Below are 18275 nucleotides of genomic sequence, written 5' to 3'. Positions count from 1 at the left end.
GCGGGACAGCCCACGAAAGGGTCCGCGAACCATGACGAAACTCTGACGTCCACCCTGGTGGCGGCCCTGGGGGCCGTTCCCCGCCCTAACGTGCTGGTGTGAACCGCGATCTTCTCCGTGACCTGTCCGCGGCCCTGGCCGCCGCGCTGCTGGTGCTCGCCGCCGTGCTGGTCGGTACCGCCATCGAGCACCGCGATGGAACGCTCCACGTCGGCTGGCCGCCGCTGTTCGCCCGTTGGGATCCGCACGTCGGCCCCGGCACCCCGGCCGCGATCGTGGTGGCCGTCGCGGTCGTCGCCTACGGGCCGCTCGTCGCCGCCCGGCTGCCCTGGCGCGCGCTGCTGCTGAGCATCTGGGGCACCGGCATGGCGTGGACGTTCTCCCTCGCCCTCGTCGACGGCTGGCACCGCGGGATCGCCCAGCGGCTGACGACCAGGTACGAGTACCTCCAGGTCATCGACCGCTTCCACGACATCCCGCACACACTGCGGGACTTCACGCACCACATCCTGCTCGGCCCCGACCACTGGCCCGCGCACGTCGCCGGACATCCCCCGGCCGCCACCCTCACCTTCGTCCTGCTCGACCGGATCGGGCTCGGCGGCGGGGCCTGGGCGGGCGTCTGGTGCATCACCGTCGGGGCGACGGCGGCGGTCGCGGTGCTCGTCACCGTACGAGCGCTGACCGGGGAGGCGCTTGCCCGCCGCGCCGCGCCCTTCCTCGTCCTGGCCCCGGCCGCCGTCTGGATGGGGACCTCCGCGGACGGGTACTTCGCCGCGGTCGCCGCGTGGGCCGTGGCGTTCCTCGCCCTCGCGGTCACAGGACACCGGCCGCGGGCGACCGGCCTCGCCTCCGGGCTCCTCCTCGGCCTCACCATGTATCTCTCGTACGGGCTGACGCTGTTCGCGGTGATCGCGGCCGCCGTCCTGCTGCTCGGTACGCGGCGACTCCGCCCGCTGCCCTACCTGGTGGCCGGAGCCCTCGTAGTCCCGCTCGCGTTCACGCTCGCCGGGTTCGACTGGTGGGAGGCGTACCGCCTGCTGGTGACCCGCTACTACCAAGGGGCCGCCCGCGTCCGGCCGTACGGCTACTGGGTGTGGGCGAACCTCGCCTGCACGGTACTGATCGCGGGCCCGGCAACGGTGGCGGGCCTGCGGCGGGCCGGCGCTGCGTCCCTGCACAAGGACCTCCGCGCCCGCCTGCGCCCGCCCGCTCCCGAACTCCGCCTCGCTCTGCTCGTACTCGCCGCGCTGCTCGCCCTGCTCATCGCCGACCTCTCGGGCATGAGCAAGGCGGAGACGGAACGCATCTGGCTGCCGTTCGTGATGTGGCTGCTCCCGGCCTGCGCGTTCCTAGGCCGTCCCCGCGCCTGGCTTGCCGCACAGGCCACTCTCGCCCTGCTCCTCAACCACCTGCTGCTGACCGGCTGGTGAGAGTGGCCCGCGGCCGTGTCCGAGCTACGAACCCTGGTGGGCGGCGGCGTCGAGGATCAGCTGTGCAATCGCGTCGGGGTGGGTGACGATCGACAGGTGGCTCGAGTCGAGTTCGATGGTCTTGGCGCGCATGCGCGCGGCGAGGAACCGTTCGAGTTCGGTCGAGGTGGTCCTGTCGTTCTTCGACACCGCGTACCAGGTGGGTTTGTGCCGCCACGCGGCCACCGTGGTCGTCGAGGTCGGGAACAGCGAGGACGCGATACGGCCCTGCGCGGCGTAGAGCGCGAGCGCCCGGCGCCTGGGGACCCCGCCCGCGAAGTCCCGGAGGAACCCTTCCTTGCTGAGCTGCTTGAACCCGCCTGACTCGACGAGCTGGGCGTTGGCGGGCGGGGTGGGGAACTTCGCGGCGAGCGCCGTGTAGTCCTCCCCGGCGTCGGGCGCACGGGCGGCGACGTAGACAAGCCCGGTGACGTTGGAGGCGAGGCCGGCCTGGGAGATGACCGTGCCGCCCCAGGAGTGTGCGGCCAGGATGGTCGGCCCGTCCTGCAGGGCGAGGGCGCGCTCGGTCGCGGCGACGTCGTCGGCGAGGGACGTGAGCGGATTCTGTACGGAGGTCACGTTCATGCCGGCCGACTGGAGCCGCTCGATCACCTCCGACCACGATGAACCGTCCGCGTACGCGCCGTGGACGAGCACGACGTTGCGCACCGGCGCGTCGCCCGGGTGGGAGGGAGCGGGCCGTTCCTGGGCCGCGGCTCCGGTGGCCGGCACACCGGCCACTGCTGTCGCGGCTCCCGCGGTGAGCGCACCAGAAAATGTTCGTCGACTGATCAAGGACTGTTTTCCTCACTCGTTCGCGGCCTGTGAGGGGCCGATGCCCACGGGCGTCTGCCGACGCTCGAAGGGTTTCCTGAACCGGTGGCGGGATGAAGTCCGCGAGGCCGGCTGAGCCGTCCGTCGCATCTCCGCCACTATGTCGCGTGCACTCCTCAGTCCCCGTCAGTCCGCGCCGTTTCGCGCGGCTTTTCACGGTTTCGTAAGATTTTCTTTCCGGCGCCTTGGTGAAGCCGTGAGCAGTCCGCGGCTCAGCGCGCGGGCACGGCCGGCGGAGCGCTCGTGTGGCGTACGCGCAGCTCCATCGGAATGACTCTGGGCTCGGTGTCGCCCTCGGCGGTCATCAGCGCTTCCAGTGTCTGGGCGGCTTGCCTGCCCAGCTCGTGCCGGGCCAGCGAGGCCGTGGTGAGTCTGCGGGAACTGGGCAGGTCGTCGAGCGAGATGTCGTCGCAGCCGATGACCGACATGTCCTCGGGGACCCGCAGGCCCGACTCCTCCAGCGCGGTCACCGCGCCGAGCGCCACGAGGTCGTTGTACGCGACGACAGCGGTGACACCGGAGTCCCGTACGGCATCTGCCGCGGCATAGCCGTGTCGTGCGGTGTGGCCGCAGGGGATGACCGTGACATCGACGCCGAACGCCGCCGCGGCGTCGAAGGCCCGGATGCGTTCGGCATTGGCCCAGGACGCTTCGGGGCCGCTCAGATACGCCACGCGGCGGTGCCCGAGCTGGGTGAGGTGACCGCAGACCAGGGTCATGCCGCCGTAGAAGTCGACGGAGACCGAGGGGATGCCGAGGCCGGGGACGATCCGGTTGACCAGCACGACAGGGTGGCCACGCAAGGACAGGTCGATGAGCGCGGTGCGGTCCATGCGCGGGGAGCACAGCAGCACACCGTCGCAACAGCGCATGAGGTCCTCGGCGAGCTCGTGCTCACTGGCCGCATCCTCGTCCGACTCCATCACCATCACCCGCCGTCCGTTGGAACGGGCGACGGCGGAGACTGATTTGAGGACATCGGGGAAGTACGGGTTGGCCAGATCGGGCACGAGGACGCCGATGGCACCGGCCTCGCCGCGGGCCAGGCCCTGGGCGGCGGCGTTGGGACGGTAGCCCAGTTCGGCGACGGCGCTCTCCACCCGGCGCACCAGCTCGGGGTCGACCCGGGCCGTGCCGTTGAGCACCCGGGAGACGGTGGAGGTGGAGACTCCCGCCGCCGTGCCCACATCGGTGATCGTCACCCGCCGCTGACGCGGGGCCTTCTTCGCGGCGGAGCCGCTCGCCGTGCCGGGTGTCCGAGGCTTCTCGGGCAGGCCGTCGCCCGGCAGTTGCGGCTCCGCGGACCCTCCCGGATTTCCCGTCGTGTCCGGTGCTTTCGAAGTAGCCAAGCCCTGCTCCCAGTGCCCTCGGTCCCGTGGTCAGCGTAGTTCGTCGTTCAGCGTGCGGGCGGTGCGGTCCCCGGCTCGGACCGGAACGGCTCGGACCGGAACGGCCTGGACTGGAACGGCCCGGACCGGAGTCCCCGCAGGTACCCGAGGTCCCGGCGGACCGCCGCGAGCGGGTCGTCGGCCGGGTAGTGGACGTGCAGCGAGAACGGGCCGGTGTAGCCGAGCTCTTGGAGACCGGGCAGGATCGTGGCCCAGGGGACGACGCCGCCGTCGGCGAGCGGCTGCCACCGGCAGTTCCAGGAGCCGGGCGCACCGTCCGGTTCCCATACCGCGTTCTTCACGCCCACGCAGCCGACCCGGTCGAGGCCGCCGAGGACATCGAGCGTGAGGCGCCAGTGCTCGCCGCCCTCCTTGGCCTGATTGCCCGGGTCGGGGTGGACGAGTACGTCCTCGCGGCCGTCCAGGAGCAGCGACGCGTGTGCGGCCGAGGGGTGCAAGGTGCCGTGGTGCAGCGCGAGTACGAGCCGGACGCCGTGGCGGGCGGCGAGGTTGGCGAGGCTCGCGAGGTCGCGGCGGGCCCGGTCCAGGCCGGCGGTGTAGTCGAGTTCGGCGTCGTAGCGGTAGAACCCGACGCGTACCTGGGACACGCCGGCCTCGGCGCAGTGCCCGATGACGCGTTCGGACTCGCTGTCCGCCGAGATCAGGTCCGTGCTGACCTGGCCGAGCTCAAGTCCGTTGCAGTGCAATGCCTTTGCCGTCTCGGCCATCCGCCACGACGTGTCCGGTGTGACGGTCTGCCCGTCCCTGACGAGCAGGTCGGCGCCGTCCGCGCCGGCCTCCGCCAGTTGCTCGGCGAGTTCCCCGGGCGGCAGATCGCCGAACGGCTTGGTGAGGACGAGAACGCGCACAAGGTGCTCCCTTCCGGTCGCCCGCGAGCCCGTGGAGGCCCCGACCGACACCGCGAAAATCTGTGAAAGCGCTCCCTCAGCCTAGCCGCAACTCCTGCTGAAGATCGAGAGACGGCACAACTACCCAGGTGAGATGGCATTTTGGGCGAGGTCTGCCTGAGAATCCGCAAAGTAATTCCTGTGAAAACGCTTGCTGGACCAGAGGCGGCGCCCTAACGTCGTCCGCGTCTCAGTCCCGAGAGCCGCTCGGGTCGCCATCTCGACGGAGCAGGAGACGAACCATGGGTACAGGACACAGAGTTGGGGCATTCCGGGTCGGCAGGCTGGCGCTCGCGCCACTGCTGCTGGGACCACTGCTCGCCGGATGCGGTGGAAGCTCCGGTGCCTCGGGCACCACGCTCAAGGTCTGGGACTACTCGGCGGAGCAGTCGGACTTCCACAAGAAGGCCGCCGAGGAGTTCCACCGGCAGTACCCGGACATCACCGTGCAGTGGCAGTCGATCGCTCAGGACGAGTACAAGCGGACGCTCCCCCTGGCCTTCCAGAGCAAGCAGGGCCCGGACGTCTTCTACTGGAGCGACAACGGTCCGCTGGCGATGTCGCAGCTCCTTGAACAGAAGTGGATCCAGCCGCTCAACGGGGGGACGAAGCTGCCCGCGAGCTTCACCGAACGCTGGCCCGAGGGTTCGTTCATCAACGGTGTCAACCAGCTCGACGGCAAGACGTACAGCTTCCCCCTGTCCGAGAGCACCTACTGGGGCCCCGGATACATGTTCCTCAACAAGAAGGTCTTCGGTGACGCCGGACTCGACACCGCGAAGCCGCCGAAGACCTGGTCCGAACTGAAGAGCACCTGCGCACGGATCAAGGCGAAGACGAAGGCGTACTGCATCGCGTCGCCCAGCAAGGACGTCGACTTCCAGCGCATCTTCTACGCACTGGCCGCCGGCGAATACACCGTCAACGACTGGTTCTTCGACTACAAGAAGGGCACGTTCTCGCTGGCCGAACCACAGGCGCAGAAGGTGTTCGCGTTCATCCAGGAACTCAAGGACGAGGGTTACCTGGCACCCGGCACCAACGACAAGAGCTTCTCCCGGCAGCAGTTCGCCACCGGACAGGCCGGCATCATGATGGACGGCACCTGGACTCCCTCGGTGTTCAAGTCCCTCGGCCTGGACTCCTCCCAGTACGAGGTCGCAGCCCATCCCGTGCCCGACTCCGGTGCCAAGGGCGCCCTGTGGAGCCAGCCCGACGGCAACAAGTACTGGGTGAGCGCGGAGACGAAGCAGTCGAAGGCCGCCTGGACCTTCCTCAACTGGCTGACCCAGCCCGATGGTTACTTCGCCAAGCAGTACCTCGAAGGCGGCTTCGGGACGCTGGCGTTCGCGGACAACGCCCGCTACATCAAAGACCCTGCGATGCGACAGCTCATGGGCATTGCCGACAAGCCGGGTTACCGGGTCGATCTGCCGCTCCCGGTCACCAAGTGCCCGGACCTGGTGAAGTCCAAGGCCTACGTCAAGGCCATCGGTGAGCGTCCCACCTGGGAGTACGAGGCGATGTCCGGCGCCCTGAGCGGCGACAAGTCACTGAAGCCGGAGGCCGAGCGGATCGTCGCGCAACGCCAGAAGACCCTCACGGCCGAGCTCAAGAAGGAAGCGGCCCAGGGGCTGAAGGTCTCCCTCGACTGCTTCACCTTCCCCGACTGGTCGTACACCTCCGACTACCGGCCGGCCCAGTAGCCGCTCACGCCCCGGAAGCCGGAAGTCAGCCGCAAAGGACCTCACATGGCTCTCGCCTCCACCGACCCGCGTCCACCCGACACGGCGTCCACCACCGCAACCCGGCCCGGCAAGGCGATACGCCCGCCCCGGCCCCCGAAGCCACCGGAGGGGGACCGCGAGCGCGCCAAGGGGCGCGACCGGCTGTGGGTGGCGGCCTTCCTCGTACCGTTCCTCCTCCTCTACATGGGGTTCACTCTCTGGCCGCTGGTCGCGACGGTCTACTACTCGTTCTTCGACTGGTCCGGCACCGGACCGCTCGACCAGTTCGTCGGCGGCGCCAACTACAGCCGTATCCTCAGCGATCCGCTCTTCTGGCAGGCCGTCGTCAACACCCTGCTGTTCGCGGTCGGTACGACCCTGATCAAGCTGCCGCTGTCCCTCCTCGCCGCGCTGGTGATGACCAGGAAGTGGCTGCGGGCGAAGCGGGCGCTGCGCACCGTCTTCTTCGCACCGCTGATCATCCCGGTGGCGATGGCAGGGCTGGTCTTCACCTACCTGCTCAACCCGTCCAACGGCGCGCTCAACTCCGCGCTGCACGGGCTGGGTCTGACCGACGGCACGACCGATGTCTTCGCCAACCGCTGGACCGCGATGCTGACCCTGGTCCTCATCTCCGTCTGGCAGGTTTTCGGCCAGTACATGATCTATTGGATGGCCGCGCTGCAGAACGTCCCCGACGAGCTCTACGAAGCCGCGGAGCTCGACGGCGCCACCGAATGGCAGAAGCTCACCCGGATCACCCTGCCGCTGATCCGTCCCGTGGCCGTGGTCATCGTGATGCTCGCGCTGGTCAACGCGATGCACGTGTTCGGGCTCGTCGTCACGCTCACTGGGGGCGGCCCGGGGACGAGCACCTACGTGGTCTCGTACTTCATCTACAAGCAGGCCTTCGGCTCGATGCCCTTCGCGTACGGATACGCGTCGGCGGCCGCCCTGCTGTTCTCCGTCATGGCGTTCCTCCTCGTCACCAGCCAGGGCCTCTTCGTGCGCAGGGCGCAGAAGATGCGTAAGGAGTACGGAGTCTGATGTCCCGTCCCGAACTCCGCGCACCGCGAGCGCCACGCCTCTCGCGGCTGTCACGGCCCGCGCGTGCCAACCTCATCGCGCTGCCCCTGCTGATCGTGGTGGGTCTGGTCTGGATCTATCCGTTCCTGTGGATCGTCGCGGGGGCTTTCAAGACACAGACAGGGCTCTTTACCGGCGGCGCCAGCCTCATGCCCGATCAGTGGAATTTCGACAACTTCCGCCGGGCGTGGGTGGATGCGGGATTCTCCCGCTACTTCTTCAACACGATTCTGTACGCGGTCGTGTCCACCGTGATCGAACTGTTCAAGTCGGCCCTGTGCGGATACATTCTGGCCCGGTACGAATTCCCAGGACGAAAGCTCCTGCACCGCATGATCGTCGCCACCTTGTTCGTGCCGGTGGCCTCCATCATCATTCCGCAGTTCGTACTGGTGGAACGGCTCGGCCTGCTGAACACCCAGGCCGGCGTCATCCTGGCCATGTCCGGCGCGGCGGGCGCCCTCTACGTGCTGCTCTTCATCGGATTCTTCTCGGGCGTACCGAAGGATCTGTTCGACGCGGCAAAGCTCGACGGTGCCGGCTTCTTCCGTACATTCCGGCTGGTCCTGCCGCTGGCGAAGCCCGTCATTGCGGTGGTCGTCATCTTCCAGTTCATCACCAACTGGAACGAGTTCAACATCCCCTTGGTGTTCACACTCGGCCAGCCGGATCTGCAGAACCTCGCGGTCGGAATGCTGTCGTTCAAGGGCGAGCACTCCGTCGACTGGACCGGATTCGCCGCCGGGATGACGCTCTCCGTCATTCCCATGCTGATTGTCTTCGTCTTCTTCCAGAGTTACTTCGTGCGCGGCCTGGCCGGCGCCACCAAGGAGTGAACCACGTGACAACCGAGCCGCCCGGCTCCGCCGATCTCAGCGGCGTCTTCGCCTATACCTGGGACCTGGTGGGCGACCCCGCCGCGGCCGAACGAATAGCCTCCCTCGGCGTGGGCGCGGTGGTCCTTCAGGCCGCCTACCACTCGGTGCGCGCCATGACGCCGTACCACCCCGTCCACCGCACGGTGCACGCCACACACGCCGCCGCGTACTTCCCGCTCGACCCGCACCAGTGGCGCGGCAAACGCCTCAGACCCGCCACGCCGGACTGGGGTGTCGACGCCCCGGACCGGTTCGGCACGGCGACCTCGGAGCTGCGGAGCCAAGGGCTGCGGGTCGAAGCCTGGCTGGTACTCACGCACAGCACCGCGGCGGGGGAGCGCGCACCCGACCTGACCGTGCGCAACGCGTTCGACGAGCGGTACGGGTATGCCCTGTGCCCGGCACAGCCCGAAGTGGCCGCGTACGCCGCACAGTTGGTCAGCGCCTTCTGTGAACGCTACGACGCCGCCGAGGTGCCGACGCTGATGCTGGAGGCCTGCGGCTGGCTGGGCTTCGAGCACGGCAGCCACCACGAGAAGACAGCGGGCGCCGACCTCAGTGCAGGCTGCCGCGATCTGCTGTCGATCTGCCTGTGCGCCGCGTGCCGCGAGGGGATCGAGGCCCGCGGCGGAGATTCCGCCGGTCTCGCACAGGCGGTCCGCCGCACGGTCGACGCGGAGATGCGCGACGGCGTACGCGCACCGCACACGCTCGCCGAATCGCTCGGTGAACGGGCGGCGCAGGCACTCCTGCGCCACCGCCAGTCGGTGATCGAGGACCTGACACGGCAGGTGGCGGCTGTGGCACCAGGCCGGGAGCTGCTCCTGATGGCGGACGGCGACCCGCAGGCCACCGGCCCCGACAGCGGACTCGACCTGGGCCGCTTCGGCGGCCGGGCCACCGCACTCGTCCTCAAGTGCTGGGACGACGAGAACCGGGCGGTGGCCCGCGTCGAGGAAGCGGTACGGGACAGCGCACGGCCGGTCATCGCCAATGTGTCGGTCCTTGACGAGCACCCCGCCGATCTCGCCCGGCGGGTCGCGCGGCTGCTGGCCGCCGGAGCGCGGCAGATCCGCTACTACCACGCGGGCCTGTCCTCACCCGCGCGACTACGGGCGCTGCGCATGGCCAACGCGCAGGAAGCGGTGCGAGCCATCGCGGGAGCAGGTACGCGGACCACGGAAGGAGCAGCATGACGAACGAGCCGTTCACCGGACTGTACGTAATGGATCCGGAGCGCTTCGACGACGTCTACGGAGCCGCCGAACGCACCGCCATCGAAAGCCACTTGACCATCAAGGAGCCCCCGGTCCCCGCGGCGGACCTGTCGCCGGAGCTGCTGGCGGGAGTCGACGTGCTCGTCACCGGCTGGGGCGCCCCCCGGCTCACCGCCGAGCTCCTGGACAGCGCGCCGCGGCTCGCCCTCGTCCTGTATGCCGCAGGGTCCGTACGCCCCCTGGTCACCGAGGAGTCCTGGGCACGCGGAGTGCGGGTCACTTCAGCCGGCACGGTGATCGCGGACAAGGTGGCGGACTTCGCGCTCGCCCAGATCCTCTACGCGCTCAAGCACGGCTGGCGCTATGTCCTTACCGCACGGCGAACCCGGGCAGCTGCCGTGCGCCAAAGCGAACTCGGCACCGCCGGGGCCACCGTCGGCCTTGTCTCTCTCGGCGCCACCGGACGGGCCACCGCACGACTCCTGACCAGGCACGGCGTACGCGTGCTGGCCTACGACCCCTATGTGCCCGTCGACAAAGCCCATGCACTCGGCGTCGAACTCACCACGCTGGAAGGCGTATTCGCCGAGAGCGATGTCGTGAGCCTGCACGCCCCGCTCCTCGACGAGACCCGCGCCATGGTCGACGCACGGCTGCTGCGCTCCATGCGCCCCGACGCCACGCTGGTCAACACCGCGCGCGGCGGCCTCGTCGACGAGCCGGCGCTGGTGACCGTACTCGCAGAACGCGCCGACCTGTTCGCCGTACTCGACGTCACCGACCCCGAACCGCCGCCCCCCGGCTCACCGCTGTTCGAACTGGACAACGTGGTGGTCACCCCGCATCTGGCCGGCAGCCTCGGCCCGGAACGGCGCCTCCTCGGCCGGGCCATGGCCGAGGAACTGGCCCGGTACGTCGCCGGGAGCCCGCTGCGTCACGAGGTGGCCGCCGCGTCGATGGAGCACGCCGCATGACCACAACCGCCTTCACCCTGGTCATGGTCCCGCCCCTGTCGGCGGAGGCCCGGTCCTGGCCCGACAGGCTCGTCGAGGCCGTACCGGGGATCGAGGTGCTCTGTCCCCAGGGCCTTCAGGACGTCGACGCCGCGCTGGTCCGAGCCGACGCCGCGTACGGCACACTCACACCCGAACTCCTCGGCTCGGCAGGCCGGTTGCGCTGGCTGCAGGCTCCCCAGGCAGGTCCGCCTCCCGGTTTCTACCACCCCGCGCTCGTACGTCATCCGGTCGAGGTGACGAACATGCGGGACACCTACACCGACCATGTCGCCGCCCACACCATGGCGTTGGTCCTGGCCCTCGCCAGGCAACTGCCCCGCTATGTACGCGAACAGGTGGCCGCCAACTGGGCGCCGGACTGGTCGGACGGCGCGGTCGTGCCACTCGGCGAGGCGCGTGCGCTGATCGTCGGTACGGGTGCGATCGGCGCCGAGACCGGACGGCTGCTAGCCGAGTTCGGGACCCGCGTGGAAGGCATCGACCCCCGTGTCACCACGGCACCGCCCGGCTTCCTCCGGGTTCTTCCGCCCGGACACCTCGATCGCGCGCTTCCCCAGGCGGACATCGTGATCCTCACCGTGCCCCACACCCCTCAGACGGAAGGGCTGATGGACGCCGGCCGCCTTGCGGCGATGAAGGACGGAGCCTGTCTCGTCAATGTGGGCCGCGGGCCCACCGTCCGCCTCGACGACCTTGTGGCGGTCCTGGACACGGGGCGGCTGCGGGGCGTCGCCCTCGACGTCATGGAACTGGAGCCGCTGCCGCCCGACCATCCGCTCTGGCGCCACCCCAGGGCGCTGATCACCCCGCATGTGGGCGGGGCCGGACCGCACGCTTCGGAGCGGCGGTTCGAGGTGCTCGCGGAGAACGCACAGCGGTTCGCCGTCGGGCGGCCGTTGATCAACGTAGTGGACAAGTCGCTATGGTTCTGACCGCATCACCCGACACCCGGCCCGCGGTGACCGTCGAGCGGGTGGAGACGTTCACGGTCGCCCTGCCGACGCTGCGGGACTTCGCGGTCGCGGGCGGCGGCGTGACCACCCGGGGCCGGCCCGCGACCCGCGTGCTCGTCAAAGTCACGGCGTCGGACGGCAGCACGGGCTGGGGCGAGGCGACACCGATCCCCTCATGGACGTACGAGACCACCGAGTCCATCGTCTCGACCCTGACGCACTACCTGGCGCCCGCCGCGACCGGCCTGCCGCTGTGGGATCTCGACGGTCTGGTGCGGGCCTGCGATCGCGTCATCCGGCGCGGCTGGTCCACCGGGATGCCGCTGGCCCGTGCCGCCCTGGACGTTGCCTGGCACGACGCACTCGCCCGCTCTCGCGGTGTGAGCCTGGGCGAGCTGTGGGGCAGGCGCCGCCACGACACCGTCGAACTCTGCTGGATCGCCACAGGAGTTGATGCCGCTGCTCTCGCCGAATCGGTTGCCGAGGGGCATGCCCACGGGTACCGCCACTTCAAGATCAAGACGGGGCTCGCGCCAGGACAGGACGAGGTCGAAGAGGTCGCCCGAGTGGCGGCCGTACGTGCGGCGGCCCCCGACGCCCGCCTGATCGTCGACGCCAACCAGGCCGGCACCCAGGACTCCGCGCTCCGCCTCGCCCGCCTGCTCGCACCGCTCGACATCGCGGCGCTCGAACAACCCCTGCCCGCCAACGACATCGAAGGACTCCGCCGGCTGCGCGACCTCAGCCCGGTCCCGATCGCCGTCGACGAGAGCCTGCGGCACCCCACCGACCTGGCCTCGTTCGTCCGCAGGGGCGCCATCGGCATCGCGGTGGCGAAGGTGCAGCGCTGCGCCGGACTCACCCTGGCGCTGCGCCAGTGCCAGCTGGCGGAGGACTGCGGTGTGGCGCTGATGGGTTCGGGACTGACCGAGTCCGACATCGGCCTCGCCGCGTCGCTGCACCTGTTCGCGGCCCACGACCTCACCGCCCCGGCCGACCTCAACGGCCGGCAGTTCCTGCAGTCTCCCTACGCCACCGGCTCTGTAATCCAGGTGCGCGCAGGAGTGGCCGAGGTGCCTTCCGGCCCCGGCCTCGGTATCGGCGTCGACGAAGGGATCGTACGAGAACTCGCCCGCTGAACCGTGCGGGTGTGTCCGTCTGTTCAAAACCCCGACGGGTCTGTCATGACCTTGACACTGAAGGAGCCGCTCATGAAATCCCCGATGTCCTCACGCAGGTCTCGCCGCCGCACCCTGTGTCTGCTCGCGGCACCCGCACTCACCGTCGGCCTCCTGGCCTCGGCGGAGAATGCGTCGGCGAAGGCCGCCGCCTGCCCGGCACCGGCCGCGGCCATCGGCCTGAGCTCTGCCTGGAAGCTTCAGCTGCCCACCCCGACCAGTTCGGGTTCTCCCGTGGAGATCAAGCAGCCCGCGCTGAAGACCTACAACAACGCGCCCTGGTTCACGACCACTTCGGACTGCAAGGCGATCCTGCTGCGGGCCGCGGTCAACGGCGCCACCACCAGCAACACCGGGTACCCGCGGTCGGAACTGCGTGAGATGACAGCGGACGGGTCGGCGACCAAGAGCTGGCCGTCCACGTCGGGCACCCACACCATGGTCGTCGACCAGGCCATCACTCATCTCCCCAAGACCAAACCGCATGTGATGGCGGGTCAGATACATGACTCGGACAGTGACGTCACCTCGTTCCGTCTCGAGGGGACCAGCCTGTACATCACCTCGTACAACACCACCCACTACAAGCTGGTGACCTCCAACTACCAGCTCGGAACCCGCTTCCAGGGCAAGTTCGTGGCCCACGACGGGAAGGTCGACGTCTACTACAACGGCGCCCTCAAGGCGACCGTCGCCGCCGCGTTCGGCAGCGGCTACTTCAAGGCGGGCGACTACACCCAGGCGAACTGCAACAACTCCTCGCCGTGCGACAACTCCAACTACGGCGAGGTTGCTCTGTACAAGGTCACCGTGACGCACAGCTGAGCTGAACGGGGCCACTCCTCCCGGTGCTTCACCTGCGAGTCCGCTCGACGAGGCTCGCTGATCGCACCGGGAGCGGTGGCACCCCAGGCCACTCCGTTTCCGGCATGCCGATGGCTGAGAAAAACGCTTGGACTGCGCACGCGACGTCGCGGGACACTGCCTCTTCCGGCCTCCCCGTACTCGTACCTTGGCGCCGCCGCGCGCATCTGGGGGATGCCGTACGACGGAACAACGGGGTGGGGGAGATGGGATCGCCTGAATCGCATGAGGTTTTACCGGGCAAGGGTTCGGTGCTCCTCGCGCTTCGTTATTACGGACGGGAGTTGGCCCGGCACCGGTGGCTGACGGCGCGCGCGATGCTGCTGCCGGCGCTGGGCAACATCGGCATCAACTACATCGCTCCGCTGATCGTCGCGAAGCTCGTCGGCCGCATTGCCGACGACTCCGGTATCGAGATCGGCGCGGCGCTGCCCTACGTCCTCGGCTTCGCCGGCGTCCTGCTCGCCGCGGAGACGCTGTGGCGCATCGGCCTGCACTATCTGAACCGCCTTGCCGCCAACAGCATCGAGCACCTGTACGTGATCGGCATGGACGAACTGTTCGCCAAGGACGCCGCGTTCTTCCACGACAACTTCGCCGGATCGCTGACCAAGCGGGTCCTGAGCTTCGCCTCCCGTTTCGAGGACTGCGTCGACACGCTGACATTCCAGGTCGTGGGCAGTCTCGTACCGCTGGTGTTCGGATCAGTGGTGCTGTGGCGCTACGAACCGCTGCTCGTCGTCGGGCTGTTGGCGATGATCGCGTTGACGGCACTCTGCGTGGTGCCTCTCATCCGACGCCGCCAGAGGCTCGTCGATCAGCGCGAGGAGGCGATCGCCCGGGTGTCGGGCCATGTCGCCGACAGTCTGATGAACATGGACACGGTGCGGGCGTTCGCGGCTGAGGAACGCGAGGCCGCCGAGCACCGGTCCCGCGTCGCGGCGTCCCGGCGGCTCACGCTGAGGTCCTGGGACTACGGAAACCTGCGCATCGACACGCTGGTGGCGCCGCTGTCCGTACTGACCAACGCGCTCGGCCTGCTCCTTGCCGTCGCGCTCGCCGGGGGCGGGCACGGCGTGGAGGCGGTCGTGGTCGCCTTCACGTACTACACCAACGCTACGCGGATCATGTTCGAGTTCAACCAGATCTACCGTCGCCTGGAGAGCTCGATGACGGAGGCCGCGCAGTTCACCGAACTGTTGCGGAAGCCGCCGACCGTGCTCGACCCGGCGTCCCCGGAGCCGCTGCGGTCCCGGGCCGCCGACATCCGCTTCGAGCAAGTGAACTTCGCCCACGCGGGTGCGCAGCCGCTCTTCGAGGGCCTCGAACTGGCCGTGCCCAGCGGGGCGAAGATCGGTCTCGTCGGCCGGTCCGGCGGCGGCAAGACGACGCTCAGCCGGCTGCTGCTGCGGATGACGGACATCGATGGCGGCCGGATCCTGATCGGGGGGCAGGACATCAGCAGGCTGCGCCAGTCCGACCTGCGGGGCCTGATCGCCTATGTGCCGCAGGACCCGGCGATGTTCCACCGCTCGCTGCGGGACAACATCGCTTTCGCCCGGCCGGACGCCACCGACGCCGAGATCCGCCGCGCGGCGGAGGCGGCGCACGTCACGGAGTTCGCCGACGCACTGCCGGACGGCTTCGACACCATGGTGGGCGAGCGCGGCGTCAAGCTGTCCGGCGGACAGCGCCAGCGGGTCGCCCTCGCTAGGGCGATCCTGCGCGACGCGCCGGTCCTGCTGCTCGACGAGGCGACCAGCGCCCTGGACTCGGAGAGCGAGGTCCTCGTCCAGGAGGCGCTGTGGCGGCTCATGGAGGGGCGGACGGCACTTGTGGTGGCGCACCGGCTGAGTACCGTCGCCACCATGGACCGGCTCGTCGTCCTGGACCGCGGACGGATCGTCGAGCAGGGCACGCACCAGGAACTGCTCGCGTCGGAAGGTGCTTACGCGAAGCTGTGGCAGCACCAGTCGGGCGGCTTCCTCGACGACAGCCCCGCGCGGGCGGACCTGCACTGAACGCGAGCCCGGTGGGCGCGGCCCGTACCTGAACACGGGCCGCGCCTACTCGTCGATGACGAGTCCCTTGGCCGCGAGTACGTCGGCGAGGTTGCTGACCTCGATGACACTCCTGCCGGAGCGATAGGCGGCGATGTAGGCGGCCTCGGCGTCGACGCGGTCCTGGGACTTGCCCACGACCTCGGCCGCGTCCTCACGGCGTACGACCACGACGCCGTCCGCATCCCCCCGCACCACATCGCCCGGACGGACCAACTCGCCTCCGATCAGCACCGGTTGGGCGATCGGGCCGACGGTCTCCTTGACGGTGCCCTTGATGGAGACGCTGTGCGAGAACACCGGGAAGCCCAGCTCGCGCAGTTCGAGGGTGTCGCGGACGCCGGTGTCGGTGACGAGACCGCCGAGACCCTTGGCCACACAGGCGTTGGCCAGTACGTCGCCGAAGGAGCCGGCCTCGGCGTACTCGCCGGCGGAGACCACGATGACGTCACCGGGCCGGGCGTGGGCGATGGCGACCTGGAGCATGATGTTGTCGCGCGGGGCGCAGCGCACGGTGAACGCGGGGCCGCACAGGGACATGGTGTGGTCGACCGGCTTGATCGACGAGCTGAGGGCGCCGAGCCGGCCCTGTGCTTCGTGGATGGTCGCGGAAGAGTACTTGCTCAGCTGCTCGACCAGCGCGGGATCGGGCCGGTCGAACTTCGTGGTGACGTGCGGCATGGTTCCCTCTCGAGGACGGTCAAGGATTCAGGACAGTTCGGCGCAGGCGCGGGCGATGCGCTCGCACGCCTCGGTCAGCACGTCGCTCGACGTCGCGAAGGACACCCGGAAGTAGCCCGGTGAGCCGTAGGCCGCACCGTGGATCACCGCCACCTGCCCGGACTCCAGGAGGTAGCGGGCGAAGTCCTCGTCGGTACGCAGCACTTCACCCCCGGGAGTCCGCCTGCCCAGCGCCCCGGCGCACCCGACGAACGCGTAGAAGCCGCCGCTCGGTGTGGAGCAGGAGAGCTCCGGGACGTCGGCCAGCATCTTCACGGTCCTGTCGCGCCGGGCCTGGTACACGGCGACGCACTCGCGGACGAAGCTCTGGTCGCCGGTGAGCGCGGCGGTGGCGGCCGCCTGGCTGATGGACGAGGGGCAGGACGAGATCTGTGACTGCAACTTGTTGACGGCGCCGACGAGTTCGGCTGCTCCCGCGCCGTAGCCGAGGCGCCAGCCCGTCATGGCGTACGTCTTGGAGACACCGTTGGTGACGAACACCCGCTCGGCGAGGCGTGGTTCCACTCCGAGGAGCGTGGGGACGTGGCCCGGCTCGTACCAGATCTCGTCGTAGATCTCGTCGGTCAGGACCAGGACATGAGGGTGGGCCAGCAACACGTCGGCCAGGGAACGGAGTTCGTCCGCCGTGTACGCGGCGCCCGTCGGATTGCTCGGCGCGTTGAGCACGACCCAGCGCGTGGCGTCGGTGATCGCCGCCGCCAGCCGGTCCGGCGTGAGCTTGAACCCGTCCGCCTCCGGGCACTCGACGACGACCGGTGTGCCGTCGTTGGCGAGGACCATGTCGGGGTACGACACCCAGTACGGCGCGGGGATGATGACCTCGTCGCCCGCGTCGAGCGTCGCCATCAGGGCCAGGAAGATGACCTGCTTCGCACCGCCGCCCACCGTGATCCGGTCCACCGGATAGCGCAGCCCGTGGCGCTCGTGCAGCTTGTCGGCGATGGCGGCGCGCAGCTCCGAAGTGCCGTTGACGGGCGTGTACTTGGTCTCGCCCCGTGCGATCGCCGCGACGGCGGCGGCCTTCACATGGTCGGGGGTGTCGAAGTCGGGCTCCCCGACGGTGAGATCGAGGATCTCGTGGCCCTGCGCCTTGAGCTCGCGGACGCGTTGCGCGGCGGCGGTGCTGGGGGAGGGCTTGATGCGGTGGACGCGCTCGGCGAGGGCCATCAGTCGGTCCTGCGCTCGAAGTTGAGGCCACCGGGCACCTGGAAGGTCGGCATGATCTCCAGATGGCCGATGTTCACATGGCGCGGTGAGCCGACCGCGTACTCGATGGCGTCGGCGATGTCCTCCGGCTTCAGCGACTCGTACCCGTCGTAGTACGTACGCTGCGCTTCCTCCATGTCGCCGAGGAGCCGGCCGAAGATCTCCGTCTCCACCCGGCCGGGGCAGATCTCGGTGACCCGGATACGGCGGCCGTAGCCGTCGACGCGGAGCTGCCGGGAGAGTGTGTGCACGGCCGCCTTGGTGGCGTGGTAGATCGTGTTGCCGCCGAAGTTGTAGACCGCGGCGATCGAGCTGATGTTGACGATGTGCCCGAGGTCGCGTTCGACCATCCCCGGCATGACCAGGCGTACGAGGTGCAGCACGGCCTGGATGTTGACCGCGACCTGCTCGTCGATGGCGAACTCGTCGGCGCTGAGGATGTTCCCGGAGCGGGAGACGCCGGCGTTGTTGACGAGGACGTCCACCTCGATGCCGCTCAGGAGTTCCGTGAGCGCGGCGGTGTCGGTGATGTCGACGGCGTGCGGGGTGCATCCGGTGCGCCGGGCGAGGTCGTCGAGCCGGTCCGCGTTGCGTGCGACGGCGTGAACTTCCAGGCCCTGCTTGGCCAGGCGCTCGACGACGGTCGCTCCGATGCCGGTCGAGGCGCCGGTCACCAGCGCGGTCCTGTAGTCGGAGAAAGGCATGGTGGAGTGCTCCTGGGGGAGAGGTGGGTGCGGGTGCCGTAGT

At 69.2% G+C, this 18275-nt stretch carries 16 protein-coding genes; 10 read left to right on the top strand and 6 right to left on the bottom strand.

Going from position 1 to position 18275, the window contains the following annotated elements:
* Positions 1-98: 98 nt before the first annotated feature.
* Positions 99-1433 (top strand): hypothetical protein, encoded by a 1335-nt coding sequence (locus tag OG266_RS05890; RefSeq protein WP_371543550.1) that lies wholly within the window; start codon positions 99-101, stop codon positions 1431-1433.
* 24 nt (positions 1434-1457) lie between these two features.
* Here OG266_RS05890 and OG266_RS05885 read toward each other — a convergent pair whose 3' ends face one another.
* The 3 genes from OG266_RS05885 to OG266_RS05875 all read right to left on the bottom strand — a co-directional run bounded on the left by OG266_RS05885 (position 1458) and on the right by OG266_RS05875 (position 4563).
* Entirely contained in the window at positions 1458-2267 is an 810-nt protein-coding gene (locus OG266_RS05885) for an alpha/beta fold hydrolase (protein ID WP_371543548.1), read from the bottom strand.
* A 251-nt stretch (positions 2268-2518) separates the two neighbouring features.
* Complete coding sequence (locus OG266_RS05880; protein ID WP_371543545.1) at positions 2519-3655, bottom strand: LacI family DNA-binding transcriptional regulator; 1137 nt, start codon at positions 3653-3655, stop codon at positions 2519-2521.
* Positions 3656-3702: 47 nt separating this feature from the next.
* Entirely contained in the window at positions 3703-4563 is an 861-nt protein-coding gene (locus OG266_RS05875; protein WP_371543543.1) for a sugar phosphate isomerase/epimerase family protein, read from the bottom strand.
* A 281-nt stretch (positions 4564-4844) separates the two neighbouring features.
* Here OG266_RS05875 and OG266_RS05870 point away from each other — a divergent pair, with 281 nt between their 5' ends.
* The 9 genes from OG266_RS05870 (at position 4845) to OG266_RS05830 (ending at position 15542) form a co-directional block, all read left to right on the top strand.
* Entirely contained in the window at positions 4845-6308 is a 1464-nt protein-coding gene (locus tag OG266_RS05870) for an ABC transporter substrate-binding protein (RefSeq protein WP_371543540.1), read from the top strand.
* Between the two features lie 45 nt (positions 6309-6353).
* A complete protein-coding gene (locus OG266_RS05865) occupies positions 6354-7376 on the top strand; it encodes a carbohydrate ABC transporter permease (protein ID WP_371543537.1) in 1023 nt (340 codons plus the stop codon).
* A 95-nt stretch (positions 7377-7471) separates the two neighbouring features.
* Positions 7472-8251, top strand: a complete 780-nt coding sequence (locus OG266_RS05860) for a carbohydrate ABC transporter permease (protein ID WP_371543535.1) — start codon at positions 7472-7474, stop codon at positions 8249-8251.
* A gap of 5 nt (positions 8252-8256) precedes the next feature.
* Complete coding sequence (locus tag OG266_RS05855; protein WP_371543532.1) at positions 8257-9489, top strand: hypothetical protein; 1233 nt, start codon at positions 8257-8259, stop codon at positions 9487-9489.
* Positions 9486-10484: a hydroxyacid dehydrogenase gene (locus OG266_RS05850; RefSeq protein ID WP_371543529.1), complete on the top strand. Its 999-nt coding sequence runs from the start codon at positions 9486-9488 to the stop codon at positions 10482-10484. Before OG266_RS05855 ends, OG266_RS05850 begins: the two co-directional genes overlap by 4 nt.
* On the top strand, positions 10481-11458 hold the full coding sequence (locus OG266_RS05845) for a D-2-hydroxyacid dehydrogenase (RefSeq protein ID WP_371543526.1): 978 nt from the start codon (positions 10481-10483) through the stop codon (positions 11456-11458). The genes OG266_RS05850 and OG266_RS05845 overlap by 4 nt, the downstream gene beginning before the upstream one ends.
* Positions 11449-12618 (top strand): mandelate racemase/muconate lactonizing enzyme family protein, encoded by a 1170-nt coding sequence (locus tag OG266_RS05840; protein WP_371543523.1) that lies wholly within the window; start codon positions 11449-11451, stop codon positions 12616-12618. Before OG266_RS05845 ends, OG266_RS05840 begins: the two co-directional genes overlap by 10 nt.
* Before the next feature lie 72 nt (positions 12619-12690).
* Complete coding sequence (locus OG266_RS05835) at positions 12691-13482, top strand: polysaccharide lyase family 7 protein (RefSeq protein ID WP_371543520.1); 792 nt, start codon at positions 12691-12693, stop codon at positions 13480-13482.
* A 245-nt stretch (positions 13483-13727) separates the two neighbouring features.
* A complete protein-coding gene (locus OG266_RS05830; RefSeq protein WP_371543517.1) occupies positions 13728-15542 on the top strand; it encodes an ABC transporter ATP-binding protein in 1815 nt (604 codons plus the stop codon).
* Positions 15543-15587: 45 nt separating this feature from the next.
* Here OG266_RS05830 and OG266_RS05825 read toward each other — a convergent pair whose 3' ends face one another.
* From OG266_RS05825 to OG266_RS05815, 3 genes are read right to left on the bottom strand one after another with little or no spacing between them, the layout of a single operon-like run.
* Positions 15588-16262 (bottom strand): 4-carboxy-4-hydroxy-2-oxoadipate aldolase/oxaloacetate decarboxylase, encoded by a 675-nt coding sequence (locus OG266_RS05825; protein ID WP_371543514.1) that lies wholly within the window; start codon positions 16260-16262, stop codon positions 15588-15590.
* Positions 16263-16289: 27 nt separating this feature from the next.
* Positions 16290-17489, bottom strand: a complete 1200-nt coding sequence (locus OG266_RS05820; protein ID WP_371543512.1) for an aspartate transaminase — start codon at positions 17487-17489, stop codon at positions 16290-16292.
* Positions 17489-18232, bottom strand: coding sequence for an SDR family oxidoreductase (locus OG266_RS05815; protein WP_371543510.1), 744 nt, complete (start codon positions 18230-18232; stop codon positions 17489-17491). Before OG266_RS05815 ends, OG266_RS05820 begins: the two co-directional genes overlap by 1 nt.
* Between the last annotated feature and the right edge of the window lie 43 nt (positions 18233-18275).

The sequence above is a fragment of the Streptomyces sp. NBC_00554 genome, assembly GCF_041431135.1.
Taxonomy (GTDB): Bacteria; Actinomycetota; Actinomycetes; order Streptomycetales; family Streptomycetaceae; genus Streptomyces.
The sequence above is the reverse complement of the archived record's forward strand: the minus strand, read 5'-3'. Positions and strand labels throughout refer to the sequence as shown.